Genomic DNA, 26,528 nt, shown 5'->3' on the forward strand with positions numbered 1-26,528 from the left:
TCTTCCTCTTCGACGAGCCGCTCTCGAACCTCGACGCCAAGCTGCGCGTGCAGATGCGGACCGAGATCCGGTCGCTCCACCTGCGCCTCAAGACCACGACCGTCTACGTCACCCACGACCAGATCGAGGCCATGACCATGGCCGACCGCATCGTCGTCATGCGCGACGGCCACATCGCCCAGGCGGGCGCGCCGCTCGACCTCTACGACCGGCCGGCGAACACCTTCGTCGCGGGCTTCATCGGCTCGCCGGCCATGAACCTCATCGAGGGGGTGGGGGAGGGGGCGAGCGTCGCCGCCGGGGGCCTGCGCCTTCCCGCGATGGGCGCCTCCGAGGGCCGCAAGGTCATCTACGGCATCCGGCCCGAGCACCTGCAGCTCGGCGCCAGCGCCGAGGCCCCGGGCCTCGACGCCGTCGTCAAGGTGGTGGAGCCCACCGGCTCCGAGACGCACCTCGTGACCGAGGCCGGGGGGCGCGAGGTCGTCGCCGTCTCGCGGGAGCGGGTGGCCGTGCGGCCCGGCGACCGCGTGCGGCTCCAGGCCGACCCGGTCCGCGCCCACCTCTTCGACGCCGGGACGGGCGAGCGCATCAACTAGGCGGGAGCGGCACCTCGCCGCCCCCTCTGTCCCTTGCGCCGGCGCCGCCCGCGCGCGACAAGCCCCCGCACAGCCTGACCGGGGACCCTCCCATGACCATGACCACCTCGGTCCCCATGGGGGGCACGGGCCTCGTGCTGGGCCGCAGCCTGCGGGGCGTCCTCCTCTACGCGGCGGCGGTCCTGTTCTTCGCGACCATGGACACCACGACCAAGACGCTGGCCGCGCACTGGGCCGTGCCCCTGATCGTGGCGGCGCGCTACCTCTCGAACCTCGCCCTGATGGCGGCGGTCCTCGGGCCCTCGCAGGGGCGCCGCCTCGTGCGGACCCATCGGACCGGCCTCGTGCTCCTGCGCGGGCTGGCGCTGGCGGTGGCGTCGCTCACCTTCGCCCTCGCGCTCGAGCGGATGCCGGTCGCCGAGACCACGGCCGTGACCTTTCTCCTGCCGATCCTGGTCGTGCTGGTCGCGGGCCCCCTGCTGGGAGAGCGCATCGGGCGACTCGGCTGGGTCGCGGCGGCGGCAGGCTTCGCGGGCGTCCTGCTGATCGTGCGGCCGGGGAGCGGGCTCGACGCGGTGGGCGTGGGCTTCGTGCTCCTGAACGTGCTCGCGGGGCTCGCCTACCAGCTCCTGTCCCGCCTCCTCGCGGGGACCGAGAGCACGCTCGCCATGCTGTTCCTGACGGCGCTGGTGGGCTCCGTCGCCTTCGGCCTGGCGCTGCCCTGGACCTGGGGCGGCCCGATGCCGACGCCCGGGCAGCTCCTCCTGTTCCTGAGCCTCGGCGTCACCGGCGGCGTCGGCCACTACCTCCTGACCTCCGCCTACCGCTATGCCCCCGCCTCGCTGCTCGCGCCCGTCCAGTACCTCCAGCTCGTCTGGGCGGCGCTGCTGGGCTGGCTCGTCTTCGGCCACGTCCCCGACGCGGTCAGCGGGCTCGGCATGGCGGTGGTCGTCGGCTCGGGCCTGATGGTGGCCCTGCGGTCGCGCCACGCGCCCCGTTGAAGCCGCGCGCCTCGCTGGGCTAGGGTCCCGGCAAGAGCCCGCCGGAATCGGGGGCGCCATCCAATGGGGACGACATGCTCAAGGGGATCGACAACCGGCTCAACGCCGACGTGCTCTACGCGCTGCGCGCCATGGGTCACGGCGACCTGCTGGTGATCTGCGACACCAACTTCCCGGCCGACAGCATCGCCCGCCATACCGCGCTGGGCGAGCTGCTGCACATGGAGAACCTGACGGCGGCGCAGGCGATCGAGGCGATCCTCTCCGTCCTCCCCCTCGACACCTTCGTCGAGGACTTCGCCGCCCGCATGGAGGTCGTGGGCAAGCCCGACGAGATCCCGCCCGTGCAGATGGAGGTGCAGAACGCGCTCGACCGCGCCGACGGGCGCGAGGCGCGCATGGTGGGCGTGGAGCGGTTCGAGTTCTACGACAAGGCCGCGCAGGCCTATGCCGTCATCCAGACCGGCGAGCGTCGGTTCTACGGCTGCTTCATGTTCCGCAAGGGCGTGATCCCGCCCGAGGACTGACCAATGCCCGGCCCCATCGTCATCCTCGGCATCTTCGTCGCCGACACCGCCTACCGCGCGCCGCGCCAGCCCCGCATGGGCGAGACCATCCTGGGCGAGGGCTTCAAGCTCGGCCCCGGCGGCAAGGGCTCGAACCAGGCCGTCGCGGCGGCGCGGGCCGGGGGCGACGTCCACCTCGTCTCGCGCCTCGCCAGGGACGCCTTCGGCGACCTCGCGCTGAAAACCTGGGCCGAGGCCGGCGTGACGCCCGAGGTCACGCGGACCGACGACGGCTACACCGGCGCGGCCTACATCTTCGTCGAATCGGGCAGCGGCGACAACGCGATCATCGTGGCCCCCGGCGTGGCGGGCGACATCTCCGAGGAGGACATCGACGCCCGCGCCGACCTGATCCGCTCGGCCTCGGTCTTCGTCACGCAACTGGAGCAGCCGCTCCCCGCCGCGATCCGGGCGCTCCAGATCGCGCGCGAGGCCGGCGTGACCACGGTCCTGAACCCCGCCCCCGCCGCGCCGCTCCCCGACGGGACGCTCGCCCTCTGCGACTGGCTCACCCCCAACGAGAGCGAGGCCGAGGCCCTCACCGGCCTCCCCGTGACCGACCCCGCCACCGCCGAGGCCGCGGCCCGTACCCTGATCCTCATGGGCGCGGGCGGCGTGGTGGTGACGCTGGGCGCCCAGGGGGCGATGCTCGTCCAAGGCGACCGGGCCGTCCACCTCCCCGCCATCGACGCCGGCCCCGTGGTGGAGACGACCGGCGCCGGCGACGCCTTCAACGGCGGCTTCGCCGTGGCGCTCTCCGAGGGCCGGACCCCGGAGGAGGCCGTCCGCTTCGGCATCGCCACGGCCGGCATCTCGGTGACGCGGCCCGGGACCGCGCCGTCGATGCCCTCGCGGGAGGAGATCGAGGCGGCGCTGCGCGCGTAGGGTGGGCCGTCCGTCCTTCGTGAGTGGTGGCGCGGCCACGCGGGATGGGGGTTCCCCCCACCGGATCCGGCCACCGCCGAACCCCGCCGTCGCATGGCGGGGTGAAACACCACCCTGCGGCGCCCTGGCCTGCGTCAGCCTCCGCCTCGCCCCTTGCCATTCCCCGCTCCATCCCACAGACCGGCGGCACCCCCTCGCCCGGAGCCCCCATGCACGACGGCCATGGCCTCATCACGACCCTGGTCGCGGGCTTCGTCCTGGCCTTCGTCCTGGGGCTCGCCGCGAACCGCCTGAGGCTCTCGCCGCTCGTCGGCTACATCCTGGCGGGCGTCCTCGTCGGCCCCTCCACGCCGGGCTTCGTGGCCGACGCGGACCTCGCGCCGCAGCTCGCCGACATCGGGGTGATCCTGCTGATGTTCGGCGTGGGGCTGCACTTCTCGCCCGCCGAGCTCCTCTCCGTGCGCCACCTCGCGCTGCCGGGGGCCCTCGGGCAGATCGCGCTGGCGACGCTGCTCGGCTGGGGCCTGGGCCGGCTCCTCGGCCTCCCGCAGGCCGAATCCGCGATGATGGGCTTCTCGGTCTCCGTGGCCTCCACCGTGGTCCTCGCCCGCGCGCTGGAGGAGCGGCACCAGCTCAAGACCCCGACGGGACGCCTGATGGTGGGCTGGCTCGTGGCCGAGGACCTCGTGATGGTGCTCGCTCTGGTGCTCCTGCCCCTCGCCGCCGGGCGGGGCGAGGGGGCCGCGCTGGCCGAGGTCGGCCTCGTGCTCCTCAAGGTCGCGGCCTTCCTGACGCTGATGTACTTCGTCGGCGCCCGGCTCCTTCCCCTGGCCCTCGTCGCCCTCGCGCACCAGCGCTCGCGCGAGCTCTTCACGCTGGGCGTGCTCGCCATCGCGCTCGGCATCGCCTGGCTCGCCTATTTCGTCTTCGACGCCTCCTTCGCGCTGGGGGCCTTCGTGGCGGGCCTCGTCCTCGCCGCCTCGCCGCTCGGCCATGCCGCCGCCGAGCGGTCGCTGCCGCTCCGCGACGCCTTCGCCGTGATGTTCTTCGTCGCGGTGGGGATGCAGTTCGACCCCTCCGTCCTGATCGGGCGCCCGGGCGCCGTCCTGGGGCTCCTCCTCGTCGTGCTGGCGGCCGCGACGCTGGCCGGGATCGCCGTGGCCGGGGCCTTCCGGCTGGGCCGCGCGGCCGCCGCCAACATCGCCGCGAGCATCGGCCAGGCGGGCGAGTTCTCCTTCATCCTGGCGGCGCTGGGCGTCTCGCTGGGCCTGCTCCAGCGGTCCACGCACGACGTGATCCTCGCGGCGGCGCTCCTGTCCATCGCGCTCAACCCCCTGCTCTTCGCCCTCGCCGACCGCCTCGCGCCCAAGCCGCGCCCGGCCTGAGCGCCCTGTCGGAAGCGTGAAGCTTCCCGCTTGGCCTGGACCCCCGCAACGCCTAAGTCTGCGGAAACGGGGAAGGACAGGGACTTGGCCGACGGCACCCACATCTTCGCGGACGCGCCGCTGGACGGGCTGGTCGCCTGCCCGGAATGCGACGCGCTCTACCGCGCGGCGGAGGTGCCGCCCGGCTCCAGGGCCGTCTGCGCGCGCTGCCACACCGTGCTCATCTCGCCGCGCCGCCACGCCGGCATGGCGATCATCTCGCTGGCGCTGGCCTCCATCGTCCTCGTGGCCGGCGCGCTCTGGTTCCCGTTCCTGCGCATCGACACCCGAGGCCTCTGGCAGCAGGCGACGCTCTGGGACGTGGCCACGAGCTTCCCCGTGGGCCCGCTCCTGATCGTCTCCGTCGCGGTCACGGCGGCCATCGTGGTCCTGCCGATCGTCCGGGCGGCGCTGATCCTCTACACGCTGGTGCCCGTGGTCTTCGACCGTCCGGCCCGTCCCCTCGCGGCCCGCGCCTTCGCCCTGTCCGAGTCCCTCCGCCCCTGGTCCATGGCCGAGGTCTTCGCCATCGGCTGCGCCGTCTCCCTCGTGAAGATCGCCGACCTCGCGACCCTGTCGCTGGGCCCCGCCTTCTTCATGTTCGCGGCGCTCGTCGTCGTGACGGTCATCCAGGACCAGCTCGTCTGCCGGTGGTCGGTGTGGCGCTCGATCTCGCCCGTCTGACCACCGCCGTCACCGCGCGCGAGGCGGGCCTCGTCGCCTGCCGCCGCTGCACGCGCGTCTGGCCCATGGGGACCGGGACCTGCGCCCGCTGCGGCAGCCGCCTCGTCTCGCGGGATCCGCGATCCCTCAGCCGCGTCTGGGCCTGGTGGCTCGCCGGCATCCTGGCCTACATCCCCGCGAACCTCTGGCCCATGCTGCGCACCCGCACCCTCTGGCAGGAGCAGTCCAACACCATCATCGGCGGCGCGCTGGAGCTCTGGCGCTACGGCAACCCCGGCGTCGGCCTCATCATCCTGGTGGCGAGCGTCGGCATCCCCATCGCCAAGTTCTTCGCCATCGCCTACCTCGCCCTCTCGGCGCGTCGCGGCGCCCGCGCCTCGCCCGGGGCCAGGATGCGCATCTACGAGGTCGTGGAATACATCGGCCGCTGGTCGATGATCGACGTCTTCGTGGTTGCGATCCTCGCTTCGCTGGTGCAACTCAACGTCGTGGCGCGGATCGACCCCGGCCCCGCCTCCCTTGCCTTCGCGCTTTCGGTGATCTTCACGATGCTCTCGGCCCAGGCCTTCGACCCGCGCATGATCTGGGACGGCATCGAGGCCGAGGCCAAGTCGCGTCCCGGTCCCCGCTCCGCATGACCGACCCCGTTCCCCCGATCCCCGTGGCCCCGGCCCGGCGGAGCCTCTGGGACCGCGTGTCCCTGGTCTGGCTCGTCCCCATCGCGGCGGTCGCCGTGGCGGGGGCCGTCGCCTGGCAGACCCTGCGCGAGAAGGGCCCCCTGATCGAGATCGAGTTCGAGGACGCCGCCGGCGTGGTCGCGCGCGAGACCGAGCTCCGCTTCCGCAACGTGACGGTGGGCACCGTCGAATACGTGCACTTCACCCCCGACCTGAACCGCGTCGTCGTGGGCGTCCGCCTCGACGCCGGCATCGCGCCCTACGTGGACGAGGACGCGCAGTTCTGGATCGTCCGCCCCGAGATCACCCCCCAGCGCATCACCGGCATCGAGACGGTCCTCTCCGGCGTCTACATCGAGGGAAGCTGGGACAGCACCCCCGAGGACCCGCAGGAGCGCTACGCCGGCCTCGACACCGCCCCGCTGCTCGAGCCCGGGCAGGAGGGGCTTGAGTTCACCCTCCGCTCGACGGACGGGACGCTCACCTCGACCATGCCGCTGATCTACCAGGGCGTGACCGTGGGCCAGGTGGGCCCGCCGGTCATCGGCTCGGACGGCATCTCCGTCAGCGCGCCCGCCGTCATCTACGCGCCCTACGACCGCCTCGTGACCGAGGCCACGGTGTTCTGGGACGCCTCGGGCTTCTCGCTCTCCGTGGGCGCCGCCGGGGCCGAGGTCGACTTCGACTCGCTCTCCTCGCTCATCGTCGGCGGCCTCGCCTTCGACACCTTCGTCTCGGGCGCCGCGCCCGCCAAGGACGGCGACACCTTCGAGGCCTACCTCTACGAGGACAAGGCCCGCGATTCGATCTACGCCGACCCGAACTCGCCCACCCTCCAGCTCTCAGCCGTCTTCTCCGGCAACATCGCGGGCCTCGCCGTCGGCGCGCCGGTGGAGCTCGGCGGCCTCCGCGTGGGCGAGGTGACGGACGTGGACGGCCTCATCGACCCCGGGCGCTTCGGCGACAGCGACGTGCACCTCCAGGCCAGCTTCGCCATCCAGCCCTCGCGCCTGGGCCTCGACGGCGAGGAAGGCCGGGACGAGATCCTCCGCATCCTGCAGGAGCGCGTCCAGGCGCAGGGGCTCCGCGCCCGCCTCGCCACCGGAAGCCTCTTCGGCGGCCTCAAGGTGGAGCTGGTGGACCTCCCCGAGGCCCAGCCCGCCCAGATCGACCTCGCCGCGCTGCCCTATCCGGCGCTGCCCGTGGCGCCCAGCCAGATCACCGACATCGCCGGCACCGCCGAGGGGCTCCTCGAACGCGTGGACAACCTCCCCGTCGAGCAGCTCCTCGACTCGGCCATCTCCTTCCTCGACAACGCCTCCGTCCTCGTGGGCAGCGCGGACACCCAGGCCATCCCCGGCGAGGTCCGCTCGATCCTCGGCGACGTGCGCGGCGTGACCTCCTCCGAGGAGGTCCAGCAGCTCCCCGCCCAGCTCGCCGACACGCTGGGGCAGATCGACGACACCGTCACCGACATCCGCGGCATCCTCGCCCAGGTGCGCGAGCAGGACGCCATCGGCCGCACGCTCGCCGCCGTGGACACGATCAACGCCACCTTCGCCCAGATCGACACGGCGACCGAGGGCATCCCCGACCTCGTCCTGCGCCTGAACGACGTGGCCGCCAAGGCCCAGAACCTCCCCGTCGAGGACCTCCTCAACCAGCTCACCGGCGTCTCCGCCGACGCCCGCGCGATCCTCCAGCAGCCGGGATGGCAGCAGCTTCCCGGCCAGATCGGCACCCTCTCGGACAACGCCAACGCCGCCATCTCCGACGCGCGCGGCCTCCTCGCCGACCTCAACGAGGGCGACCTCGGCACGCGCCTCGCCTCGGCCATCGAATCCGCCGACAACGCCGCCCAGGCCATCGAGGCCTCGACCCAGCGCCTGCCGGAGATCGCCGACCGGATCGACGCCCTGGTCGCCAAGGCCAACGACCTCCCGTGGACCAGCTCGTCGCCCAGCTCACCGACCTCGCCGGCAGCGCCAACACGCTGGTGTCCTCCGAGAGCACCCAGGCCCTCCCCGGCGACCTGTCCGCCGCGCTGGCCGAGGTGCAGGCCATCCTGCAGGAGGCCCGCGAGGGCGGCGTCGTCACCAACGCCAACGCCGCGCTCCAATCCGCCCGCGCCGCCGCCGACACGCTCCCCGGCCTCGTGGACCGCGCCGGGTCCCTCCTCGACCAGGCCTCCGCCACGCTCGGCGCCTTCGACGAGACCTCGAGCGTCGTGCGCGAGGCGCAGCGGGCCATCCAGGAGGTCTCGGCCGCCGCCCAGGCCATCGCCGACCTCGCCCGCGCCATCGAGCGCGACCCCAACTCCCTCATCTTCGGAGACTGACATGACGCTCCGCCCGGTCGCGCTCCTGCCCCTCGCCCTCCTTGCCGGCTGCGGCCTCTTCGGGCGCGAGCCCCTGCGCATCGCCGTCCCGCCGCCCCCCACCGAGGGCCGCGTCTCCATCGGCTTCGCCTCGGTGGAGCTCCTGGAGGCCGAGCTTCCCGCCTATGCCGACGAGGACGGCATCTACGTCCAGGGCGTCGGCGGCGCGCTCACCCAGACGCGCGGCTTCGTCTGGGCCGACGACCCCTCCCGCGCCTTCACGCTGGAGCTCACCCGTGCCCTGGGCGAGCTCACGCGGGCCCGCGTCGCCCCCGACCCCTGGCCCTACGACGAGCCCGCCGAGGCCCGCGTCGATGTCCGCGTGGCCGAGTTCTCGCCCGACCTCACGCGGGGCGAGTTCGTCATCCGTGGCCAGTACTACGTCGCCGCCTTCGACGAATCGGGACGCGACACCGCCCGCGAGTTCCGCGTGACCGCCCCCCTCCCCGGAGAGGCCGGCCCCGCCGCCATCGCGAGCGCCCGGTCGCAGGCCACGGCCGCGCTGGCCCGCCAGATCGCGAGCGACGGGCTGAGCTAGGCCTCTAGCTCCGCGACCACATCCGGTGGCCCGGCGCGTAGCAGTAGGCGACATGGGTGACGGACCACTTCCCCAGCCACGTCGTCCGCTCCAGCATGAGGAGGGCGCTGCCCTCCTCGCAGCCCAGCGCCCGCGACGACCTCGGGCCCGACAGGGCGGCGGTCAGGGACACGTCCGCCCAGGTATAGGCGACGTTGTGCAGGAGCCATTCGTTCGGGCTCTGGTGGCGCCAGTCCACGTCCAGGGCCTCGGGCACGGTGCCGCCGTTGATCCAGCGCTCCTCCCAGGCGAAGGGCTCGCCGCCGGACAGGTGCCGCGCCAGGATGCGCATCACGCGCGGCTGCGTGGTGATCCCCAGCCGGTCGCGGACGTGCTCGGGCACCTGGTGCTCGCCGGCCTCGATCATCTCGTAGCCATAGCGCCGGCCGGTCCTCTCCACCTCGTCTCGGATCAGCCCCACCTCGAAGCTCGCCGCGCGCTGCGGTCGCTCCACCACGCGGGTCCCCGCCCGCCGCCGCCGGTCGAGGAGCCCTTCCTCGGCCAGCTTGCCGAGAGCCCGGCTCACCGTGACCCGCGAGACGCCCCACTCCTGCGCGAGCGTCGCCTCGTTCGGGATCGTCGTGCCCGGCGCCCACTCGCGATCGCGGATGCGCCGCCGCGCCTCCTCGGCCAGCGTCGCCCAGACCTTCGCCTTCTCCTTGGGCTCGGGGCCGGTCACAGCGCCGCCCTCAGGCCCCGCACGGCCGCCCGGTAGGCCGGCTCGATCCGCTCCCGCTCGACGTGCCGCCCCTCGCGGACCCGGTGCCGCCCGGCGGCCCAGACATCCGTGACCATCCGGCTGTCCCCCGCCGCGACGAAGGCGTCCAGCACCGCGTCCCCCTCCAGCCCCTCCAGATCGACGTGCCCGCCATCCAGAGCCACGAGGTCCGCCCAGAGCCCCTCCGCGATGGCCCCCGAGGCCCGCCCCGCCGCCTGCGCGCCGCCCCGGCAGCTCGCCTCCCAGAGCCTCCGCCCGGTGGACAGCTCCCGCGTTGCCAGCGCCGCCCGCGAATGATCGCGCAGCCGCTGGGTGGTCTCCAACTGCCGCAGCTCCTCCGCGAGGCTGATTCGGATGTCGCTGTCCGACCCGATCCCGATCCGCCCGCCGGCCTCCATCCACCTTACCCCGTCGAAGATCCCGTCCCCCAGCGACGCCTCCGTCAGCGGGCAGAGCCCCGCGACCGCCCCCGTGACCGCGAGCCCCAAGGTCTCGTGCGGCAGCATCTGCGTGCAGTGGATCAGGCACCAGGCCTCGTCCACGCCGACATGGTCCAGCAGCCACTCGACTGGCCGCGCGCCCGTCGCGGCGACGACCTCCTCCACCTCGGCCACCGTCTCGGCGAGGTGCATATGGATCGGCCCCACGCCCTCGGCCAGCACCTCACGCAGCCCCTCCCCGGAGACGGCCCGCAGCGAGTGCGGCGCGGCGCCGAGGTCCGCGTCCGGCGCAAGGTGCCGCAACGAGGCCCCGAGCTCCGCCAGCAGCTTCAGGTAGAGCTCCGGGTCCGTCCCGAACCTCCGCTGCCCGGCTCCGAGCGGCCTCCGGTCGAGTCCCCCATACTGGTAATGCACCGGCAGCAGCGTGAGCCCGATCCCCGAGCCCGCCGCCGCCGCGACGATCCGCTCCCCCATCTCGCCGAGCCGGGGGTAGGGCGTCCCGTCCGGCTGGTGGTGCAGGTAATGGAACTCCACGTTGGTCGAGAACCCCGCCTCCAGCATCTCCATCTGCACGAAGGCGGCGATGGCCTCCACCTGATCCGGGTCCAGGCGGTCGAGGAACCGATACATCAGCGCCCGCCACGTCCAGAAGCTGTCCGCCCCCGGCCCCTTCCTCTCCGTGAGCCCCGCCATCGCCCGCTGGAACGCGTGCGAATGCACGTTGGCGGGGGAGGGGAGGAGGATGCTCCGCCGCTCCCCCTCCGCGCCCTCCACGACCGAGCCGATCCGCCCCCCCACGACCTCCACCCGCACGTCCCGCGCCCATCCCCCCGGCAGCAAGGCCCGCTCCGCCCAGACGACCCCCATCCCACCCTCCTTGATCCGGGTTAACGTTTGGTTAATATGTATATACATAATGCTTCGAAAGACCAGCCCTGATTCGGTAAGGTTTCGTTAACAGGACCGAACGCAGGGGTAGGAAACCGTTAAGGAATCACAGGCAGGATCGCCTCCATGCAGACCCTGATCCTCACCCACGCCACCCTCGCCGCCATGGACCCCTCCGGGCCCTGGCTGCTCTCCGATGCCGCGATCGTCCTGAAGGCCGACCGCATCCTCTGGTCCGGCCCCATGGCCGACCTTCCGCCCGAGCACCGGGAGGCCGAGTCGCGCCCCCTCGACGGCCGCCTCGTCACACCCGCCCTGATCGACGCCCACACCCACATCGTCCACGCCGGCCACCGCGCGGGCGAGTTCGAGGCCCGCCTCGAAGGCGCCAGCTACGAGGAGATCGCGAGGGCCGGGGGCGGCATCCTCTCCACCGTCCGCGCCACTCGCGCCGCCTCGGAGGACGACCTCGTCGCCCAAGCCCTCCCCCGCGTGGACGCCCTGCTCGCCGAAGGCGTCGGCACCCTTGAGGTCAAGTCGGGCTACGGCCTCGACCACGATACCGAGCTGCGGATGCTCCGCGCCGCCCGCCGCATCGGCGAGGAGCGCCCTGTGACGGTCCGCACGAGCTTCCTCGGCGCCCACGCGGTCCCGCCCGAGTTCAAGGGCCACCCCGACGCCTACCTCGACGAGGTCTGCCTGCCCGCCCTCCGCGCCGCCCACTCGGAGGGCCTCGTCGACGCCGTGGACGGCTTCTGCGAGGGCATCGCCTTCACCCCCGGCCAGATCGCCCGCCTCTTCGACGAGGCCCGCGCCCTCGGCCTTCCCGTCAAGCTCCACGCCGAGCAACTCTCCCATCTCGGCGGCGCGCAACTGGCCGCCCGCCACGGCGCCCTTTCCGCCGACCACCTCGAATACGCCACGGACGACGACGCGAAGGCCATGGCCGCCTCCGGCACCGTCGCCACGCTCCTCCCCGGCGCCTTCTACACGTTGAAGGAACGGCAGGCCCCGCCCGTCGCCGCCTTCCGCGACCAGGGCGTCCCCATGGTCGTCGCCACCGACTGCAACCCCGGCTCCTCGCCGCTCTCCTCGCTGCTCCTCGCGATGAACATGGCCTGCACCCTCTTCGGCCTCACCGTCCAGGAATCCTGGCTCGGCGCCACGGCCCACGCCGCCCGCGCCCTCGGCCTGTCCGATCGCGGCTCCATCGCCCCCGGCCAGCGCGCCGACCTCGCCCTCTGGGACGCCGAAAGCCCCGCCGAACTGGTCTACCGCCTCGGCCAGCGCCCCCTTCACGCCCGCATCCACGGAGGCCAATGGTGCCGATCCTGACCCCCGGCCAGACCACCCTCGCCGACCTCGAACGCCTCTGGCGCGAGAACCTCCCCGCCCACCTCCACGACTCGGCCCGCGAGCCGATCGCGAGGTCCGCCGTCCGCGTGGCCCAGGCCGCCCAGGGGGACGCGGCGGTCTACGGCGTCAACACCGGCTTCGGCAAGCTCGCCTCCGTCCGCATCGCGCCCGGAGACACCGCCACGCTCCAGCGCAACCTGATCCTCTCCCACTGCGCCGGCGTGGGCGATCCCCTCGACGCCTCCACCACCCGCCTGATGATGGCGCTCAAGCTCCTCAGCCTCGGCCGGGGCGCCTCCGGCACCCGCCCCGAGGTCATCGCCCTGCTCGAAGGGATGCTCGCCCGCGACGTGACCCCCCGGGTCCCGCTCCAGGGCTCCGTCGGCGCCTCGGGCGACCTCGCGCCGCTCGCCCACATGACCGCCGTGATGATCGGGGAGGGGGAGACGCTCGACGGCACCCCCGGCGCCGAGGCCCTGCGCCGCGCCGGCCCTGACCCCCATCGCCCTCGGCCCCAAGGAGGGCCTCGCCCTCATCAACGGCACCCAGTTCTCGACCGCCGTGGCCCTCGCCGCGCTCTGGGACGCCCAGCGCCTCGCGTTGGGTGCCGTGGTGACCTCTTGCCTGAGCACCGACGCCATCATGGGCTCCACCGCCCCGCTCCGCGCCGCGATCCACGAGCTGCGCGGCCAGCCTGGCCAGATCGCCGTCGCCGCCCTGATGCGCGACCTCATGGCGGGGAGCGAGATCCGCGAGAGCCACCGCACCGACGATCCCCGCGTGCAGGACCCCTACTGCATCCGCTGCCAGCCCCAGGTCACCGGCGCCGCTATGGACCTCCTCGCCTTCGCCGGCCGCACGCTGGAGATCGAGGCCAACGCCGTCACCGACAACCCCCTCGTGACCGAGGACGGCATCGTCTCGGGCGGCAACTTCCACGCCGAGCCGGTGGCCTTCGCCGCCGACCAGATCGCCCTCGCGCTGGCCGAGATCGGCTCCATCGCACAGCGTCGCGTGGCGCTGATGGTGGACCCGACGCTCAACCACGACCTACCGCCGTTCCTGACCCCCGATCCGGGCCTGAACAGCGGCTTCATGATCGCCGAGGTCACGACCGCCGCCCTGATGAGCGAGAACAAGCACCTCGCCCATCCCTGCAGCATCGACTCCACGCCCACCTCCGCCAACCAGGAGGACCACGTGAGCATGGCCGCCCACGGCGCCGTCCGCCTCGCCCGCATGACGCGCAACCTGTCCGTGATCCTCGGCGTCGAGGCCCTCTGCGCCGCTCAGGGCATCGAGTTCCGCCTGCCGCTCCGCACGTCCCCGCGCCTCGCGAGGGTCATGGAACGCATCCGCCAGGAGGTCCCCGCCCTCGGCCAGGACCGCCTGATGGCCCCCGACATGGAGAGGGCGGCGCAACTGGTGACAACGGGCGCGCTGCTCCGCGCCGCCGGTCTGTAAGGAGGCCACTGATGTTCGACCGCACCAACGCCCGCGTCATCCGCCCCGCGACGGGCACCGACCTCACCGCCAAGTCCTGGCTCACCGAGGCCGCGCTGCGGATGCTGATGAACAACCTCCACCCCGACGTGGCCGAGAACCCGGAGGAGCTGGTCGTCTACGGCGGCATCGGCCGCGCCGCCCGCACCTGGGAGGACTTCGACCGCATCGTGGCCTCGCTCCGCGACCTGGAGGCCGACGAGACCCTCCTTGTGCAGTCCGGCCGTCCCGTCGGCATCTTCAGCACCCACCCCGATGCCCCACGCGTGCTGATCGCCAACTCCAACCTCGTCCCGAAGTGGGCCACCTGGGAGCACTTCAACGACCTCGATCGCCGGGGCCTGATGATGTACGGCCAGATGACCGCCGGGTCCTGGATCTACATCGGCACCCAAGGCATCGTGCAGGGCACCTACGAGACCTTCGCCGAGGCGGGGCGCCAGCACTACGGCGGCGACCTCACCGGCCGCTGGATCCTCACCGGGGGCTTGGGCGGCATGGGCGGCGCCCAGCCCCTCGCCGCCGTGATGGCCGGGGCCTGCTGCCTCGCGGTGGAGGTGGACGAGACCCGCATCGATTTCCGCCTCCGCACCCGCTACCTCGACGCCAAGGCGCGGACGCTGGACGAGGCTCTCGCCCTGATCGCCGACTGGACCGCCAAGGGAGAGGCCAAGTCCGTGGGCCTCCTCGGCAACGCCGCCGAGGTCTTCCCCGAGATCGCCCGCCGCATGGCGGCAGGCGAGGTCCGCCCCGACATCGTCACCGACCAGACCTCCGCCCACGACCCGCTCCACGGCTACTGCCCCGCCGGCTGGACCCCCGCCGAGTGGCGCGCCAAGCAGGAGACCGAGCCTGCGGCCGTCGAGGCCGCCGCCCGCCACTCCATGCGCACCCATGTCGAGGCCATGCTCGCCTTCTGGCGCGCGGGCGTGCCCACGCTCGACTACGGCAACAACATCCGCCAGGTCGCTAAGGACGAGGGGTTCGCCGACGCCTTCGCCTTCCCCGGCTTCGTCCCCGCCTACATCCGGCCGCTCTTCTGCCGAGGCATCGGCCCCTTCCGCTGGGTGGCTCTCTCCGGCGACCCGGAGGACATCCGCAAGACCGACGCCGCCATGAAGCGCCTGTTCCCCGAGAACCAGCACCTCCACCGCTGGCTCGACATGGCCGCCGACCGGATCGCCTTCCAGGGCCTCCCCGCCCGCATCTGCTGGATCGGCCTGGGCGACCGCCACCGCGCGGGGCTCATGTTCAACGAGATGGTGGCCTCCGGCGAGCTCAGCGCCCCGGTCGTCATCGGCCGCGACCACCTCGACTCAGGGAGCGTCGCCAGTCCCAACCGCGAGACGGAAGGGATGCGCGACGGCTCCGACGCCGTGTCCGACTGGCCGCTCCTCAACGCGCTCCTCAACACCGCCGGGGGCGCGACCTGGGTCTCGCTCCATCACGGCGGGGGCGTGGGCATGGGCTACTCGCAACACGCGGGCGTCGTCATCGTCGCCGACGGCACGCCCGAGGCCGCCCGGCGCCTGGAACGCGTCCTCTGGAACGACCCCGCCACCGGCGTCATGCGCCACGCCGACGCGGGCTACGAGATCGCGAGGGACTGCGCGGCGGAGAAGGGCTTGCGCCTGCCCGGAATCCTGAAAGGCTGAGGGCCATGACCCACGCCTTCCCGCCCCGTCCGCTGCCCGAGTTGCCCGTCCAGGGCTCCGGCCTCACCTATCCCGTCGCGCGCATCTTCTGCGTCGGCCGCAACTACGCCGCCCACGCCGCCGAGATGGGCAACGCCGTCCCGGACGAGCCCTTCTGGTTCACCAAGTCGCCCTTCGGCTTCCTCCCGAGCGACTCGATCCTTCCCTATCCGCCCGGGACCAGCGACCTCCACCACGAGGTCGAGCTGGTCCTCGCGCTGGGAGAGGGGGGCTCGGTATGGGCCCACGGCGTCGGCCTCGACATGACCCGCCGCGACCTCCAGGCCAAGGCCAAGAAGGACGGCAAGCCTTGGGACACGGCAAAGGACTGGGAGGGCTCGGCCGTCATCGCGCCGCTCGTCCAGGGCGCCCCGCGCCCGACGCCGCGATCCGCCTCACCGTCAACGGCGAGGTCCGGCAGGATGCGCGCATCTCGGAGATGGTCCACGGCATCGACGCGCTCCTCGCGCATCTCGGGGCGCTCTACACGCCCCGGCCCGGTGACCTCGTGATGACGGGAACCCCCGCCGGGGTGGGGCCGGTCGGCCCCGGCGACCGGCTGGAGGGCACGCTCGACGGCGCGCCCCCCGTGGTGCTTCGGATCGCCTAGGCGTTGGCCTTGAGCCAATCCCGGAATTCGGCCACGACCTCGTCCTTGGCGCTCACCACATACTCGCTGGACGGATAGGTGCCCCCGTGCACGTCCTCCGCGAAGGCGCGCATGGCCGCGACCCGCTTCTCCTGCAGCGCGGCCTGCTCGGACCGGAAGTCCGCGTAGACCTTGGCATGGCGCGGCACATGGCCCGTGGTCTGCCCCAGCACGTCGTCGGTGAAGAGATACTGCGCGTGCCCCTTCGCCCCGCCGCCCATCGAGATCAGGAACAGATTGGTTCGCTCCGCGATCGCTTCGGTGATCTGGTGGGGGACCACCTCGATCTCCACGGCGAAGGCCCCAGCCTCCTCCTGCGCCTTGCACATCTCCCAGACCAGCTTGGCGGTGTCGAGCGTCTTGCCCACGGCCTTGAACCCGCCCGTCCAGGTCCGCTTGCTTGGCACCAGCCCGACGTGCCCGCAGACCGGGATGCCGTTCTCGCTCAGCGCCCGCACGGTCTTCAGCGACCCCGAGCAATAGACCCCGTCCGCCCCGTGCTTGTAGAGCGGGAAGGCCCATTTCAGGAAATCGGCGGTGTCCCCGATCTCGTAGAAGTTGTCGCCCGGAAAGGCGAAGGCGTTGGGCGCGACCTCGCGAAAGCGGCGGTCTAGGATCATCGCCGGCGGCACCGAGAGGAGCTCCACGCCCGCCCTCTCGGCGGCCTCGGCCTCCTCCAGCGTCTCGACGCGGAGCATGGCGAACTGGTGCTTGCCCCGCGCGGCGCGAAGGTCGGCGACGGTCCAGCGCTGCGACGGACCCATCAGTCCACCTGCACGAGCACGCGCCCGTCCTCGGCCTTGGCCGGATAGGTCTTGAGGTTCACGCAGACGGGCGCCCGCTTGGCGGCCCCGGTACGGTAGTCGAACTGGCCGTTGTGCTTGGGGCACTCGATCACGTAGTCCATGACCAGCCCGCCCGCGAGGTGGACGTTCTCGTGGGTGCACAGGCCATCGGTGCAGAAGAACTCGCCGTCGGGGGAGTGGTAGAGGGCGTAGGTCTTGCCCCCATGGTCCCAGCGCATCACGTCCTCCTCGTCGATCTCGTCGGTCGAGCAGGCATCAACCCATTGCGGCATCTCTGATTTCCTTCCCTTGCAGGCTTCTTATGATTCGGCCGGGCGCAGGGCCCGGCCGGCTGTCTTCGGTGGGGCAGGGGCCCCGGGTCCCCGCGGTGCTTACTCGGCCGCGACCGCTCCGCCCAGCGCCTCGACGTGGAAGTCCTCGCGATAGGGCTTCGCGGTCGCGGGCAGCTCGCGCTTCAGGAAGTAGTCCTCGTGCTGAAGCTGGCGCTTCAGCGCGGGCCACATCTCGCCGAAGGCCTCGCCGATCGAGGCGTTGGGCTTCGGGAGGTCGTGCTTGATGATTTCGTGCAGCTTCGGCAGCGCGTGGTAGGGCACCATGGGGAACATGTGGTGCTCCACGTGGTAGTTCATGTTCCAGTAGATGAACCGGCTGATCGGGTTCATGTACACGGTGCGCGAGTTGAGCCGGTGGTCGATGACGTTGTCCGCCAGCCCGCCGTGCTGCAGCAGCCCCGTCATGATGTGGTGCCAGGCGCCGTAGAGCCGGGGCAGGCCTACAAGCAGAAGCGGCACGACCGAGTGGAAGGCCAGGGCGGCGAGGATCGTGACGGCGTAGATCGCGGTCCAGATGCGGGCCACGCGGATGACCTTGGGCCACTCGGTCTCGGGGAGTGTAGGTCGCCTCCTCCGGGTGGATCTTCCCTGCGGCGTTCAGCAGCATCCGGCTCCAGCCGTTCCAGGCGTCGATGATCCCGAACACGTTCAGGAACAGCCGGAACAGCTCGGGCGGGCGCATGATGGCGATCTCGGGGTCGCGGCCGACGATGTAGGTGTCGGTGTGGTGCCGCGCGTGGCTCCAGCGCCAGGAATGCGGGTTCCGCACGATCATGAAGCAGGCGATCTGGTAGACCCAGTTGTTCATCCACGGCGTCTTGAAGGCCGTGCCGTGGGACGATTCATGCCAGCGCGAATCCGAGGCCGAGCCGTAGAGCACGCCATAGGCCAGCCAGAACGGCACCGACCACCAGGGATGCCCGCCGACCCATAGCGCGATCGCGATGCCCGCCAGCACGACCATCGAGCCTAGCCAGAGACCCGTGTCCCGGATCGCCGGGCCGTCCTTGCGCTGCATGAGCTCCTTCATGACCTTGCGGGGCACCTCGGTGTGGTACCACTCCGCGGCGGCGAGGCCCGTCTCGACGGCGCGCTGCCCGTCGGGGCCGAGAAGGCTGTAATTGCGCTTGGCCATGTGTCCTCCCCAGGCGTCAAACCGTGTCGCGGTCATTCGGGAGTCCTTAACCGAAAGCGGGTCCGTCGCCCAACATCCCTGCTGGACATTCCGTCATATATCGTCACAGATGAAGCAAATTCCTGATGTGAAACCATCAAAGGTGTCGAGAACATGGCGCGGCGACCGACGATCCGCGACGTGGCGCAGGCCGCCGGCCTGAGCCAGGCCACCGTGGACCGCGTCCTCAACGGCCGCGAGCAGGTGCGCGAGGAGACCGCCCGCCGCGTCTACGAGGCCGCCCGCCGGATCGGCTACCACGCCGCCCCCCTGATCGCCCAGCGCCTCCAAGCCGAGGTGCCGACGCTGCGCATGGGCGTCGTGCTCCACAAGGAGAAGCAGGCCTTCTACCAGAACTTCGCCTCCGAGATCGAGGCCGCCGCCCGCCGCGCCACAGGCCTTCGCGTGCGCGCCACCATCGAGTTCTCGACCTCCCAGTCGCCCGCCGACTTCGCGGCGCTGCTCCTCGGGATGCGTGGCCGGGTCGATGCCGTGGCGGCCAGCGCCGTCACCCATCCGGAGGTCACCGATGCCGTGACGACGCTCAGGGAGGAGGGCGTCCCCGTCTTCGCCCTGCTCAACGACTTCGCCCCGGGGATCCGGCGGAACTACCTGGGCCTCAACAACCTCAAGGTGGGCCGCATCGCCGCCTCGGTGATCGGCATGGCCGCGCATCGGCCCGGCAAGGTGGCGGTCTTCGTGGGCGGCTACCGCTGGCACGGTCATGAGCTGCGCGAGGCCGGCTTCCGAAGCTGGTTCCGCGAATACGGCCCGCAGTTCCAGCTCCTCGACACGCTGGTGAACCTCGAGACGCGCCAGCTCACCTACGAGGCGACGCTGGACCTCCTGGCCCGCCACCGCGAGCTGCGCGGGATGTATGTGGCCGGCGGCGGCATGGAGGGCGCCATCGCCGCCCTGCGCGAGGCCCGAAAGCCCGGCGAGGTCTGCCTCGTCGTCAACGAGCTCACGCCCGAATCGCGCAGCGGCCTCGTGGACGGCTTCGTGACCATGGCGATCTCCACCCCCCTCCCGCAGCTCTGCGATGACCTCGTGCGCCTGATGGCCGAGGCGCTGCGCACCGGGCCGTCCGATGTCGCGGGCCAGCACTTCCTCCGGCCCGAGCTGATCCTGCCCGAGGCGGTCTGACGCAATCTCGTCAGGCGCCTGAGGGGGCGCGCGTCAGGGATGAGGAAATCGCCCCGACGTCCGATTGACGGAACGCATGGCGGGGTTGCAAAGGGCGCAGGAGTTGACGCGATCCGAACGGCCCTGACCAGTGGGCCGGCGACGCGAGGGAGGACAACCGAAATGCTGCCATTCGCCATCAACCACATGACGCTGGCGCGCCGGTCCTATGTCGAGCTTCTCGACGCCGCCGCGACCCTCGGCTGCGTGGGCGTGGAGGTCCGCAACGACCTGCCCCAGCCCCTCTTCGACGGCATGGCGCCCGAGAAGGCGGGCGAACTGGCCCGCGAGAAGGGCCTTCGCATCCTGGCCCTGGCCGAGGTCAAGCGCTTCAACGACTGGTCCGACGCCAAGCGCGAGGAAGCCCTCGCCCTGATGAAGGTCGCCGTCGCCTGCGGCGCCGAGGCGGTCTCCCTCATCCCCCGCAACGACAACCAGGGCATGGGCAACGGCGAGCGGCAGGCGAATCTGCGCGTCGCGCTTCGCGAGTTGAAGCCCATGCTCGAGGACCACGACCTCGTCGGCATGGTGGAGCCCCTGGGCTTCGAGATCTGCGCGCTGCGCCACAAGGCCGAGGCCGTTGACGCCATCGAGGCCCTCGATGCCACGGGCCGCTTCAGGCTCGTCCACGACACCTTCCACCACCACCTCGCCCATGGCGGCGCCTTCTTCCCCGAGCACACGGGCATCGTCCACGTCTCGGGCGTGGTCGATCCCGCCCTCGCCGTGAACGAGATGGGCGACCAGCACCGCGTGCTCGTGGACGGCGCCGACCGGCTGGGCAACGTCGCCCAGATCGCCGCGCTGCAGCGCCTGGGCTGGCATGGCCCGATCAGCTTCGAGGCCTTCGCCCCCGAGACCCATGCCCTTCACGACCCCGTGTCCGCCCTCCGCCACTCAATGGACTTCATTCAGGCACAACTTGCCGCAAAAGCGGCTTGATCGCGTGGGATCGTCAATCGGCTCCCAAAAGGCGGAGTGTTCCGGTTGACGAAACCGCGGCGTGCCGGCGCCGCAACGTGGAGGGGAATCTATGAACAAGAAGTTGATTGGGGGCGCTGTCGTCGTCGGTATCGCGGCCGGCTTCATCGGCGTGATGTCCAACGCCTCGGGCACCAAGACCGTCGGCGTCTCGATGTCGGCCTTCGACGACAACTTCCTGACCGTCCTGCGCAACGGCATGACCGAATACGCCGAGGGCCTGGACGGCGTGGAGCTGCAGGTCGAGGACGCCGACGACGACGTGGGCAAGCAGCTCAACCAGATCGAGAACTTCGTGGCCGCCGGCGTCGACGCGATCATCGTGAACGCCGTGGATACCTCGGCCACCGAGGCCATCACCGAGAAGGCCGCCGCCGCCGGGATCCCGCTGGTCTACGTGAACCGCGAGCCGATCAACGTCGACACGCTGCCCGACAACCAGGCCTTCGTCGCCTCGAACGAGGTCGACTCGGGCACGCTGCAGGCGCAGGAAGTCTGCCGGCTGCTCAAGGAGCAGGGCGTGACCGAGGCCAACCTCCTCCTGATGCAGGGCGAGCTCTCCAACCAGGCCGCCGTGATGCGGACCAAGGACGTCCACGACGTCGCCGCCACGCCCGACTGCTCGTTCATGCACATCGTCGAGGAGCAGACCGGCAACTGGCAGCGCCAGCAGGGCGCCGACCTGATGACCAACTGGATCACCGCCGGCATTCCCTACAACGCCGTGGTCGCCAACAACGACGAGATGGCGGTCGGCGCGATCCAGGCCCTCAAGGCCGCGGGCGTTCCGATGGATCAGGTGGTCGTGGCCGGCGTGGACGCCACGCAGGACGCCCTCGTCGCCATGCAGAACGGCGACCTCGACGTGACCGTGTTCCAGGACGCGGCCGGTCAGGGCAAGGGGGCGCTCGACGCGGCGCTGGCTCTCGCGAAGGGCGAACCCGTCGAGCAGAAGGTGTATATTCCGTTCCAGCTCGTGACGCCCGCCAACGTGCAGGACTATCTGACCGCCAACTGAGGCGGAGAACCCAAGGCCGGTTCCGTCAGGTCACCGGCCTCTCGCGGGGCGCCAACCCGAGTGGCGCCCCGCAGCACAACCTCAAACCGGCAGGAGCAGATCACCCATGGCCGAAGTCGCAATCAATCCCGGGAGGGCCCCCGCGCCGACGAAGTCGAGCCGGAACTGGCCCATGGAACTCAACGCCCTTGCGGGTCTCGTGGCCATCGCCCTGATCTTCGAGATCGCAGGCTGGATGATCCGCGGGGACAGCTTTCTCTTCAACGCCCAGCGCCTGCAGATCATGATCCTGCAGGTGTCGGTGATCGGCATCATCGCCGTCGGCGTGACGCAGGTCATCATCACCGGCGGCATCGACCTCAGCTCGGGCTCCATCGTCGGCGCCACGTCGATCATCGCCATGAGCTTCGCCCAGATGGGCGTCCGCAACGGCCAGGACTTCACCGACGCGGTGTTCTGGTCGCAGGGCTGGGTGGACCTCCCGATCTTCATGCCCATCATCGTCGGCCTGGCGCTGGGCCTGCTCGCCGGCCTCATCAACGGCGCGCTGATCGCCTACACCAAGATCCCGCCCTTCATCGCCACGCTCGGCATGATGGTGACGGCGCGCGGCATCGCCAAGTGGTGGACCGAAGGCCAGGCCGTGTCGAACCCGACCGACTCCTTCGTGGCCATCGGCGCGGGCATGATGCCGGTCATCATCTTCGCCGTCATCGCGATCCTGTTCCAGCTCATCCTCACCTACACGCTCTACGGGCGGCGCACCTATGCCATCGGCTCGAACCCCGCCGGCGCGCGGATGGCGGGCATCAACGTCGAGCGTCACCTCGTCCTGGTCTACACGATCGCGGGGATGCTCTCGGCCGTCGCGGGCCTCGTGGCCGCCTCCCGGGCGCTGACCGCCCAGGCCGGCATGGGCGTGATGTACGAGCTCGACGCCATCGCCATGGCGGTGATCGGGGGCGTGTCGCTGATCGGCGGCCGGGGCTCCATCATCGGCACCTTCCTCGGCATGCTCATCTTCGGCGTCATCATCTCCGGCTTCACCTTCCTCCGCGTGGACGCCTACTACCAGGAGATGATCAAGGGCGCGATCATCGTGGCCGCCGTCGTGGCCGACATCTACCGGCAGAAGCGCCGCGGCATCGTGGACTGAGGAGAGACCCCATGGCCAAGACCATTCTCAAGACCGAAGGTCTCACCAAGCACTACGGCGGCATCCAGGCCCTCGTGGACGCGGACTTCGAGATCAAGGAAGGCGAGCACATCGCCATCGTGGGCGACAACGGGGCGGGCAAGTCCACCTTCGTGCGCCAGATCACCGGGGTGGAGCAGCGCACCGGCGGCCGCGTCTGGTTCGACGGCAACGAGGTCCACTTCCAGGGCCCGCTCGAGGCCCGTCACGCCGGGATGGAGTGCGTGTTCCAGAACCTCGCCCTCGCGGACGACCTGGACGTGCCCGCCAACCTGTTCCTGGGCCGCGAGAAGCTCCTCGTGAACCTCGGGCCCTTCTCGATCCTCGACCGCCGGGGAATGCGCAAGGCGACCGAGGACGGGCTCAGGGCGACCGGCGTGCGCATCCCGCGCCTCGACTACGCGATCCGCCGGATGTCGGGCGGCCAGCGGCAGGGCGTGGCCATCGCGCGCTCCGCGACCTTCGCCTCCAAGCTCATCATCATGGACGAGCCCACGGCGGCCCTCGGGGTGCAGGAAACCGCGCAGGTGGAGAACATCATCCGCTCGCTCAAGTCGCGCGGCATCCCGCTGGTCCTCATCAGCCACAACCTGCGCCAGGTCTTCGACCTCGTGGACCGGATCGTGGTCTTCCGCCGTGGCCACATCGTCGCCAACCTCCGCAAGGAGGAGACGGACGGCAACGACGTGGTGGCCTACATCACCGGCGTGAAGACGCAGAACACCGCCTCGGCGATGATCTGAGCCCCGCCCGGGCCAAGGTCGGCCCAGGCCCCAGGACGAACCACCCCGCGCCCCCGCGAGAGCGGGGGCCAACTTTTCGGCAAGGACTCATCATGACCGTCAAATTCGGGCTTCTCGGCGCCGGCCGCATCGGCAAGGTTCACGCGCGGGCCATCCGCAACAACCCGGACGCCGAGCTCGTCGCCGTCGCCGACGCCATCCCCGCCGCCGCGCAGTCGCTGGCCCAGGGCTACGGCATCGCCGTCCGCAGCATCGACGAGATCGCGGCCAGCCCCGACATCGACGCCGTCGTGATCTGCACGCCGACCGACACCCACGCCGACCTGATCGAGCAGTTCACCGCCCTCGGCAAGGCCGTGTTCTGCGAGAAGCCCATCGACCTCTCGGTCGAGCGCGTGAGGCGCTGCCTCGCCGCCGTCCAGGCCAACGGGGGCACCCTCATGGTGGGCTTCAACCGCCGCTTCGACCCCGACTTCATGGCCGTGAAGGCCGCCATCGACCAGGGCGCCATCGGCGAGGTCGAGATGGTGACCATCTCCTCCCGCGACCCCGGGGCGCCCCCGGCCGACTACATCAAGCGCTCGGGCGGCATCTTCCGGGACATGACGATCCACGACTTCGACATGGCCCGATGGCTGCTGGGCGAGGAGCCCGAGACCGTGATGGCCACGGCCTCCGTCCTGACCGATCCCGGCATCGCCGACCTCGGCGACTACGACAGCGTGAACGTCCTCCTGCGCACCGCCTCCGGCAGGCAGGCCGTCATCACCAACTCGCGCCGCGCCACCTACGGCTACGACCAGCGCATCGAGGTGCTGGGCTCCAAGGGCTCCGTGGCTGCCGAGAACCAGCGCGAGGCCAACATCGAGATCGCCAACGCCCAGGGCTTCACCCGGCCGCCGCTCCTCAACTTCTTCATGACCCGCTACACCGAGGCCTACGCCAACGAGATCGCGGGCTTCATCGGCGCGGTGGACAATGGTACTGCCACGCCCACGACCGGCGACGACGGCCTCAGGGCCCTCGCCCTCGCCGACGCGGCGCTCAAGTCGGCCCAGGAAGGCCGCGCCGTGAAGGTCTCGGAAATCCTGGCCTGAGAAGGAACGACCCCATGACCAAGTCTTTGGACGTGATCACGATTGGCCGCAGCTCGGTGGACCTGTACGGCGCGCAGGTGGGCGGGCGGCTGGAGGACATGGGGTCGTTCCAGAAGTACATCGGCGGCAGCCCGACCAACATGGCGGCGGGCACCGCGCGGCTGGGGCTCCGCTCGGCCCTCATCACGCGGGTGGGCGACGAGCACATGGGCCGCTTCGTGCGCGAGGAGCTCGTGCGCGAGGGGGTGGACGTGCGGGGGGTGGTGACCGACCCCGAGCGGCTCACGGCGCTGGTGATCCTGGGCATCCGCGACCAGGAGCAGTTCCCCTTGATCTTCTACCGCGCCGACTGCGCCGACATGGCGCTCTGCGAGGACGACATCGACCCCTCGTTCATCGCCGAGGCGCGCAGCGTGGTCGCCACCGGCACGCACCTGAGCCACCCGCGCACCGAGGCCGCGGTGCTGAAGGCGCTGCGGCTGGCGCGCGAGAACGGCGCCCAGTGCGCGCTCGACATCGACTACCGGCCGAACCTCTGGGGCCTCGCGGGCCACGGCGCGGGCGAGAGCCGCTACATCGAGTCGGCGGCGGTGACGGCCAAGCTCCAGGCGCACCTGCCCCTCTTCGACCTGATCGTGGGCACCGAGGAGGAGTTCCACATCGCCGGCGGCACCACCGACACCGTCGAAGCGCTGCGCGCCGTTCGTGGCGTCTCCGGGGCGACATTGGTGTGCAAGCGTGGCGCCAAGGGTGCCGTGGCCTTCACCGACGCCATCCCCGACAGCCTCGACGACGGCGAGGCCGGCCCCGGCTTCCCGATCGAGGTGTTCAACGTGCTGGGCGCGGGCGACGGCTTCATGTCGGGCCTCCTCAAGGGCTGGCTCGACGGCGAGCCCTGGCCCGTGGCGCTCAAGTACGCCAACGCCTGCGGCGCCTTCGCCGTCTCCCGCCACGGCTGCACGCCGGCCTATCCGTCGCTGGAGGAGCTCGAGCACTTCCTCGCGCGCGGCGTGAGGACCCCGGCGCTGCGCCAGGACGCGGACCTCGAGCAGATCCACTGGTCCACGAACCGGCACGGGGTATGGGACCGGATGCGCGTCTTCGCCTTCGACCACCGCAAGCAGATGGAGGAGATGGAGGGCGCCACCCCCGAGCGGATCGGCGCCTTCAAGCTCCTCTGCCTGGAGGCCGCGCAGGCCGTCGCGGCCGGCCAGCCGGGCTACGGCATCCTCTGCGACGGCCGCCTGGGCCGCGAGGCGCTCTACAAGGCGGCGGGCAGCGGCCTCTGGATCGGCCGCCCGGTCGAGTGGCCCGGCTCGCGCCCCTTGACGCTGGAGCCCGAGCTCGGCCCCGACCTGGGCGGCCTCTCCGAATGGCCCTTGGAGAACGTGGTCAAGGTCCTCTGCTTCTGCCACCCGGACGACGACGCGGCCATGTGGGCCGACCAGGAGGCGACGCTCCTCAGGCTCTTCGCGAGCGCCCGCCGCAACCGGCTGGAGGTGCTGCTGGAGGTGATCCCCTCCAAGGTGGGCCCGGTGGACGACGACACCACCGCCCGGATCATCGACCGCATCTACGGCCTGGGCCTCTTCCCCGACTGGTGGAAGCTCGAGCCCTTCAGGACGCAAGGCGCCTGGGCCAAGGCCTGCGACGCCATCACCCGGCACGACCCCCACGTGCGCGGCGTCGTCGTCCTCGGCCTCGACGCCCCCGCCGAGGAGCTGGCCGCGAGCTTCGCCCTCGCCGCCCGCCAGCCCCTCGTCAAGGGCTTCGCCGTGGGCCGCACCATCTTCGGCTCCGCCGCCCGCGCCTGGCTCAGGGGCGAGATGACCGACGAGCAGGCCGTCGCCCAGATGGCCGAGCGCTTCCGCACCCTCGCCCAGGTCTGGGACCAGGCCAGGGCGGATGCCCGGACCGGCACGGAGAAGGACGCGGGCCACGTGATCCCGCAGGAGGCATGAT

The 26,528-nt window shown here is 71.4% G+C and carries 22 protein-coding genes and 3 pseudogenes; 19 read left to right on the forward strand and 6 right to left on the reverse strand.

Annotation, left to right across the window (positions count from 1 at the left end; all coding sequences use genetic code 11):
* From RUMESO_RS10155 to RUMESO_RS10190, 8 genes are all read left to right on the forward strand, one after another.
* Nucleotides 1–596, forward strand: a 596-nt coding sequence (locus tag RUMESO_RS10155; RefSeq protein ID WP_037280027.1) for an ABC transporter ATP-binding protein, incomplete at its 5' end; no start/stop codon positions are given.
* A gap of 92 nt (nucleotides 597–688) precedes the next feature.
* The gene (locus RUMESO_RS10160) at nucleotides 689–1,597 is read left to right on the forward strand and encodes a DMT family transporter (protein WP_211262853.1); all 909 of its coding nucleotides are present in this window, start codon (nucleotides 689–691) and stop codon (nucleotides 1,595–1,597) included.
* A 74-nt stretch (nucleotides 1,598–1,671) separates the two neighbouring features.
* The gene (locus tag RUMESO_RS10165) at nucleotides 1,672–2,124 is read left to right on the forward strand and encodes an RbsD/FucU family protein (RefSeq protein WP_037280028.1); all 453 of its coding nucleotides are present in this window, start codon (nucleotides 1,672–1,674) and stop codon (nucleotides 2,122–2,124) included.
* A gap of 3 nt (nucleotides 2,125–2,127) precedes the next feature.
* On the forward strand, nucleotides 2,128–3,048 hold the full coding sequence (locus RUMESO_RS10170; RefSeq protein WP_037280029.1) for a ribokinase: 921 nt from the start codon (nucleotides 2,128–2,130) through the stop codon (nucleotides 3,046–3,048).
* A 209-nt stretch (nucleotides 3,049–3,257) separates the two neighbouring features.
* Nucleotides 3,258–4,433: a cation:proton antiporter gene (locus RUMESO_RS10175; RefSeq protein WP_051521205.1), complete on the forward strand. Its 1,176-nt coding sequence runs from the start codon at nucleotides 3,258–3,260 to the stop codon at nucleotides 4,431–4,433.
* An 84-nt stretch (nucleotides 4,434–4,517) separates the two neighbouring features.
* On the forward strand, nucleotides 4,518–5,156 hold the full coding sequence (locus tag RUMESO_RS10180; protein WP_051521206.1) for a paraquat-inducible protein A: 639 nt from the start codon (nucleotides 4,518–4,520) through the stop codon (nucleotides 5,154–5,156).
* A gap of 65 nt (nucleotides 5,157–5,221) precedes the next feature.
* Nucleotides 5,222–5,794, forward strand: coding sequence for a paraquat-inducible protein A (locus RUMESO_RS10185; RefSeq protein ID WP_051521217.1), 573 nt, complete (start codon nucleotides 5,222–5,224; stop codon nucleotides 5,792–5,794).
* A complete protein-coding gene (locus tag RUMESO_RS10190; protein WP_051521207.1) occupies nucleotides 5,791–8,748 on the forward strand; it encodes an ABC-type transport auxiliary lipoprotein family protein in 2,958 nt (985 codons plus the stop codon). Before RUMESO_RS10185 ends, RUMESO_RS10190 begins: the two co-directional genes overlap by 4 nt.
* Nucleotides 8,749–8,752: 4 nt before the next feature.
* Here RUMESO_RS10190 and RUMESO_RS25715 read toward each other — a convergent pair whose 3' ends face one another.
* Both RUMESO_RS25715 and RUMESO_RS10200 read right to left on the reverse strand, forming a co-directional pair.
* Nucleotides 8,753–9,466: a histidine utilization transcriptional repressor HutC gene (locus RUMESO_RS25715; RefSeq protein WP_051521208.1), complete on the reverse strand. Its 714-nt coding sequence runs from the start codon at nucleotides 9,464–9,466 to the stop codon at nucleotides 8,753–8,755.
* On the reverse strand, nucleotides 9,463–10,812 hold the full coding sequence (locus RUMESO_RS10200; RefSeq protein WP_037280030.1) for a formimidoylglutamate deiminase: 1,350 nt from the start codon (nucleotides 10,810–10,812) through the stop codon (nucleotides 9,463–9,465). Before RUMESO_RS10200 ends, RUMESO_RS25715 begins: the two co-directional genes overlap by 4 nt.
* Nucleotides 10,813–10,998: 186 nt before the next feature.
* On the opposite strand from RUMESO_RS10200, the gene hutI reads away from it, so the two are divergent.
* From hutI to RUMESO_RS10220, 4 genes and pseudogenes are all read left to right on the forward strand, one after another.
* A complete protein-coding gene (gene hutI, locus RUMESO_RS10205) occupies nucleotides 10,999–12,168 on the forward strand; it encodes an imidazolonepropionase (protein WP_245639225.1) in 1,170 nt (389 codons plus the stop codon).
* Nucleotides 12,153–13,653: pseudogene (gene hutH / locus RUMESO_RS10210) on the forward strand (histidine ammonia-lyase). Before hutI ends, hutH begins: the two are co-directional and overlap by 16 nt.
* 11 nt (nucleotides 13,654–13,664) lie before the next feature.
* Nucleotides 13,665–15,347 (forward strand): urocanate hydratase, encoded by a 1,683-nt coding sequence (gene hutU / locus RUMESO_RS10215; RefSeq protein WP_037280032.1) that lies wholly within the window; start codon nucleotides 13,665–13,667, stop codon nucleotides 15,345–15,347.
* A gap of 125 nt (nucleotides 15,348–15,472) precedes the next feature.
* Nucleotides 15,473–15,996, forward strand: a pseudogene (locus RUMESO_RS10220) (fumarylacetoacetate hydrolase family protein).
* On the opposite strand, the gene RUMESO_RS10225 reads toward RUMESO_RS10220, so the two are convergent.
* The 4 genes and pseudogenes from RUMESO_RS10225 to RUMESO_RS28155 form a co-directional block, all read right to left on the reverse strand.
* Nucleotides 15,993–16,799, reverse strand: a complete 807-nt coding sequence (locus RUMESO_RS10225; RefSeq protein ID WP_037280033.1) for a 3-methyl-2-oxobutanoate hydroxymethyltransferase — start codon at nucleotides 16,797–16,799, stop codon at nucleotides 15,993–15,995. The pseudogene RUMESO_RS10220 and the gene RUMESO_RS10225 sit on opposite strands and share 4 nt — an antisense overlap.
* Nucleotides 16,799–17,113: a MocE family 2Fe-2S type ferredoxin gene (locus RUMESO_RS10230; protein ID WP_037280034.1), complete on the reverse strand. Its 315-nt coding sequence runs from the start codon at nucleotides 17,111–17,113 to the stop codon at nucleotides 16,799–16,801. The genes RUMESO_RS10225 and RUMESO_RS10230 overlap by 1 nt, the downstream gene beginning before the upstream one ends.
* 99 nt (nucleotides 17,114–17,212) lie before the next feature.
* Nucleotides 17,213–17,698, reverse strand: a complete 486-nt coding sequence (locus tag RUMESO_RS27800) for a fatty acid desaturase (protein ID WP_281177554.1) — start codon at nucleotides 17,696–17,698, stop codon at nucleotides 17,213–17,215.
* A 148-nt stretch (nucleotides 17,699–17,846) separates the two neighbouring features.
* A pseudogene (locus tag RUMESO_RS28155) lies at nucleotides 17,847–18,344 on the reverse strand (fatty acid desaturase); the annotation flags it as partial.
* A 117-nt stretch (nucleotides 18,345–18,461) separates the two neighbouring features.
* Between RUMESO_RS28155 and RUMESO_RS10240 the strand changes: the two are divergent.
* From RUMESO_RS10240 to RUMESO_RS10270, 7 genes are all read left to right on the forward strand, one after another.
* Nucleotides 18,462–19,493: a LacI family DNA-binding transcriptional regulator gene (locus RUMESO_RS10240; RefSeq protein WP_037280035.1), complete on the forward strand. Its 1,032-nt coding sequence runs from the start codon at nucleotides 18,462–18,464 to the stop codon at nucleotides 19,491–19,493.
* Between the two features lie 162 nt (nucleotides 19,494–19,655).
* A complete protein-coding gene (locus tag RUMESO_RS10245; protein WP_037280036.1) occupies nucleotides 19,656–20,474 on the forward strand; it encodes a TIM barrel protein in 819 nt (272 codons plus the stop codon).
* Nucleotides 20,475–20,565: 91 nt separating this feature from the next.
* Entirely contained in the window at nucleotides 20,566–21,531 is a 966-nt protein-coding gene (locus RUMESO_RS10250; RefSeq protein WP_037280037.1) for a sugar ABC transporter substrate-binding protein, read from the forward strand.
* A 106-nt stretch (nucleotides 21,532–21,637) separates the two neighbouring features.
* Nucleotides 21,638–22,687 (forward strand): ABC transporter permease, encoded by a 1,050-nt coding sequence (locus RUMESO_RS10255; protein ID WP_037280038.1) that lies wholly within the window; start codon nucleotides 21,638–21,640, stop codon nucleotides 22,685–22,687.
* A gap of 11 nt (nucleotides 22,688–22,698) precedes the next feature.
* Nucleotides 22,699–23,469 carry an ATP-binding cassette domain-containing protein gene (locus RUMESO_RS10260; RefSeq protein WP_037280039.1) on the forward strand — a complete coding sequence of 257 codons (771 nt, stop codon included), beginning with the start codon at nucleotides 22,699–22,701 and terminating at the stop codon, nucleotides 23,467–23,469.
* Between the two features lie 92 nt (nucleotides 23,470–23,561).
* Nucleotides 23,562–24,566, forward strand: coding sequence for an inositol 2-dehydrogenase (iolG, locus tag RUMESO_RS10265; RefSeq protein WP_037280040.1), 1,005 nt, complete (start codon nucleotides 23,562–23,564; stop codon nucleotides 24,564–24,566).
* Nucleotides 24,567–24,580: 14 nt separating this feature from the next.
* Nucleotides 24,581–26,527: a bifunctional 5-dehydro-2-deoxygluconokinase/5-dehydro-2-deoxyphosphogluconate aldolase gene (locus tag RUMESO_RS10270; protein ID WP_037280042.1), complete on the forward strand. Its 1,947-nt coding sequence runs from the start codon at nucleotides 24,581–24,583 to the stop codon at nucleotides 26,525–26,527.
* Nucleotide 26,528 lies beyond the last annotated feature (1 nt).

The organism is Rubellimicrobium mesophilum DSM 19309, from assembly GCF_000600335.2.
Lineage (GTDB): Bacteria > Pseudomonadota > Alphaproteobacteria > Rhodobacterales > Rhodobacteraceae > Rubellimicrobium > Rubellimicrobium mesophilum.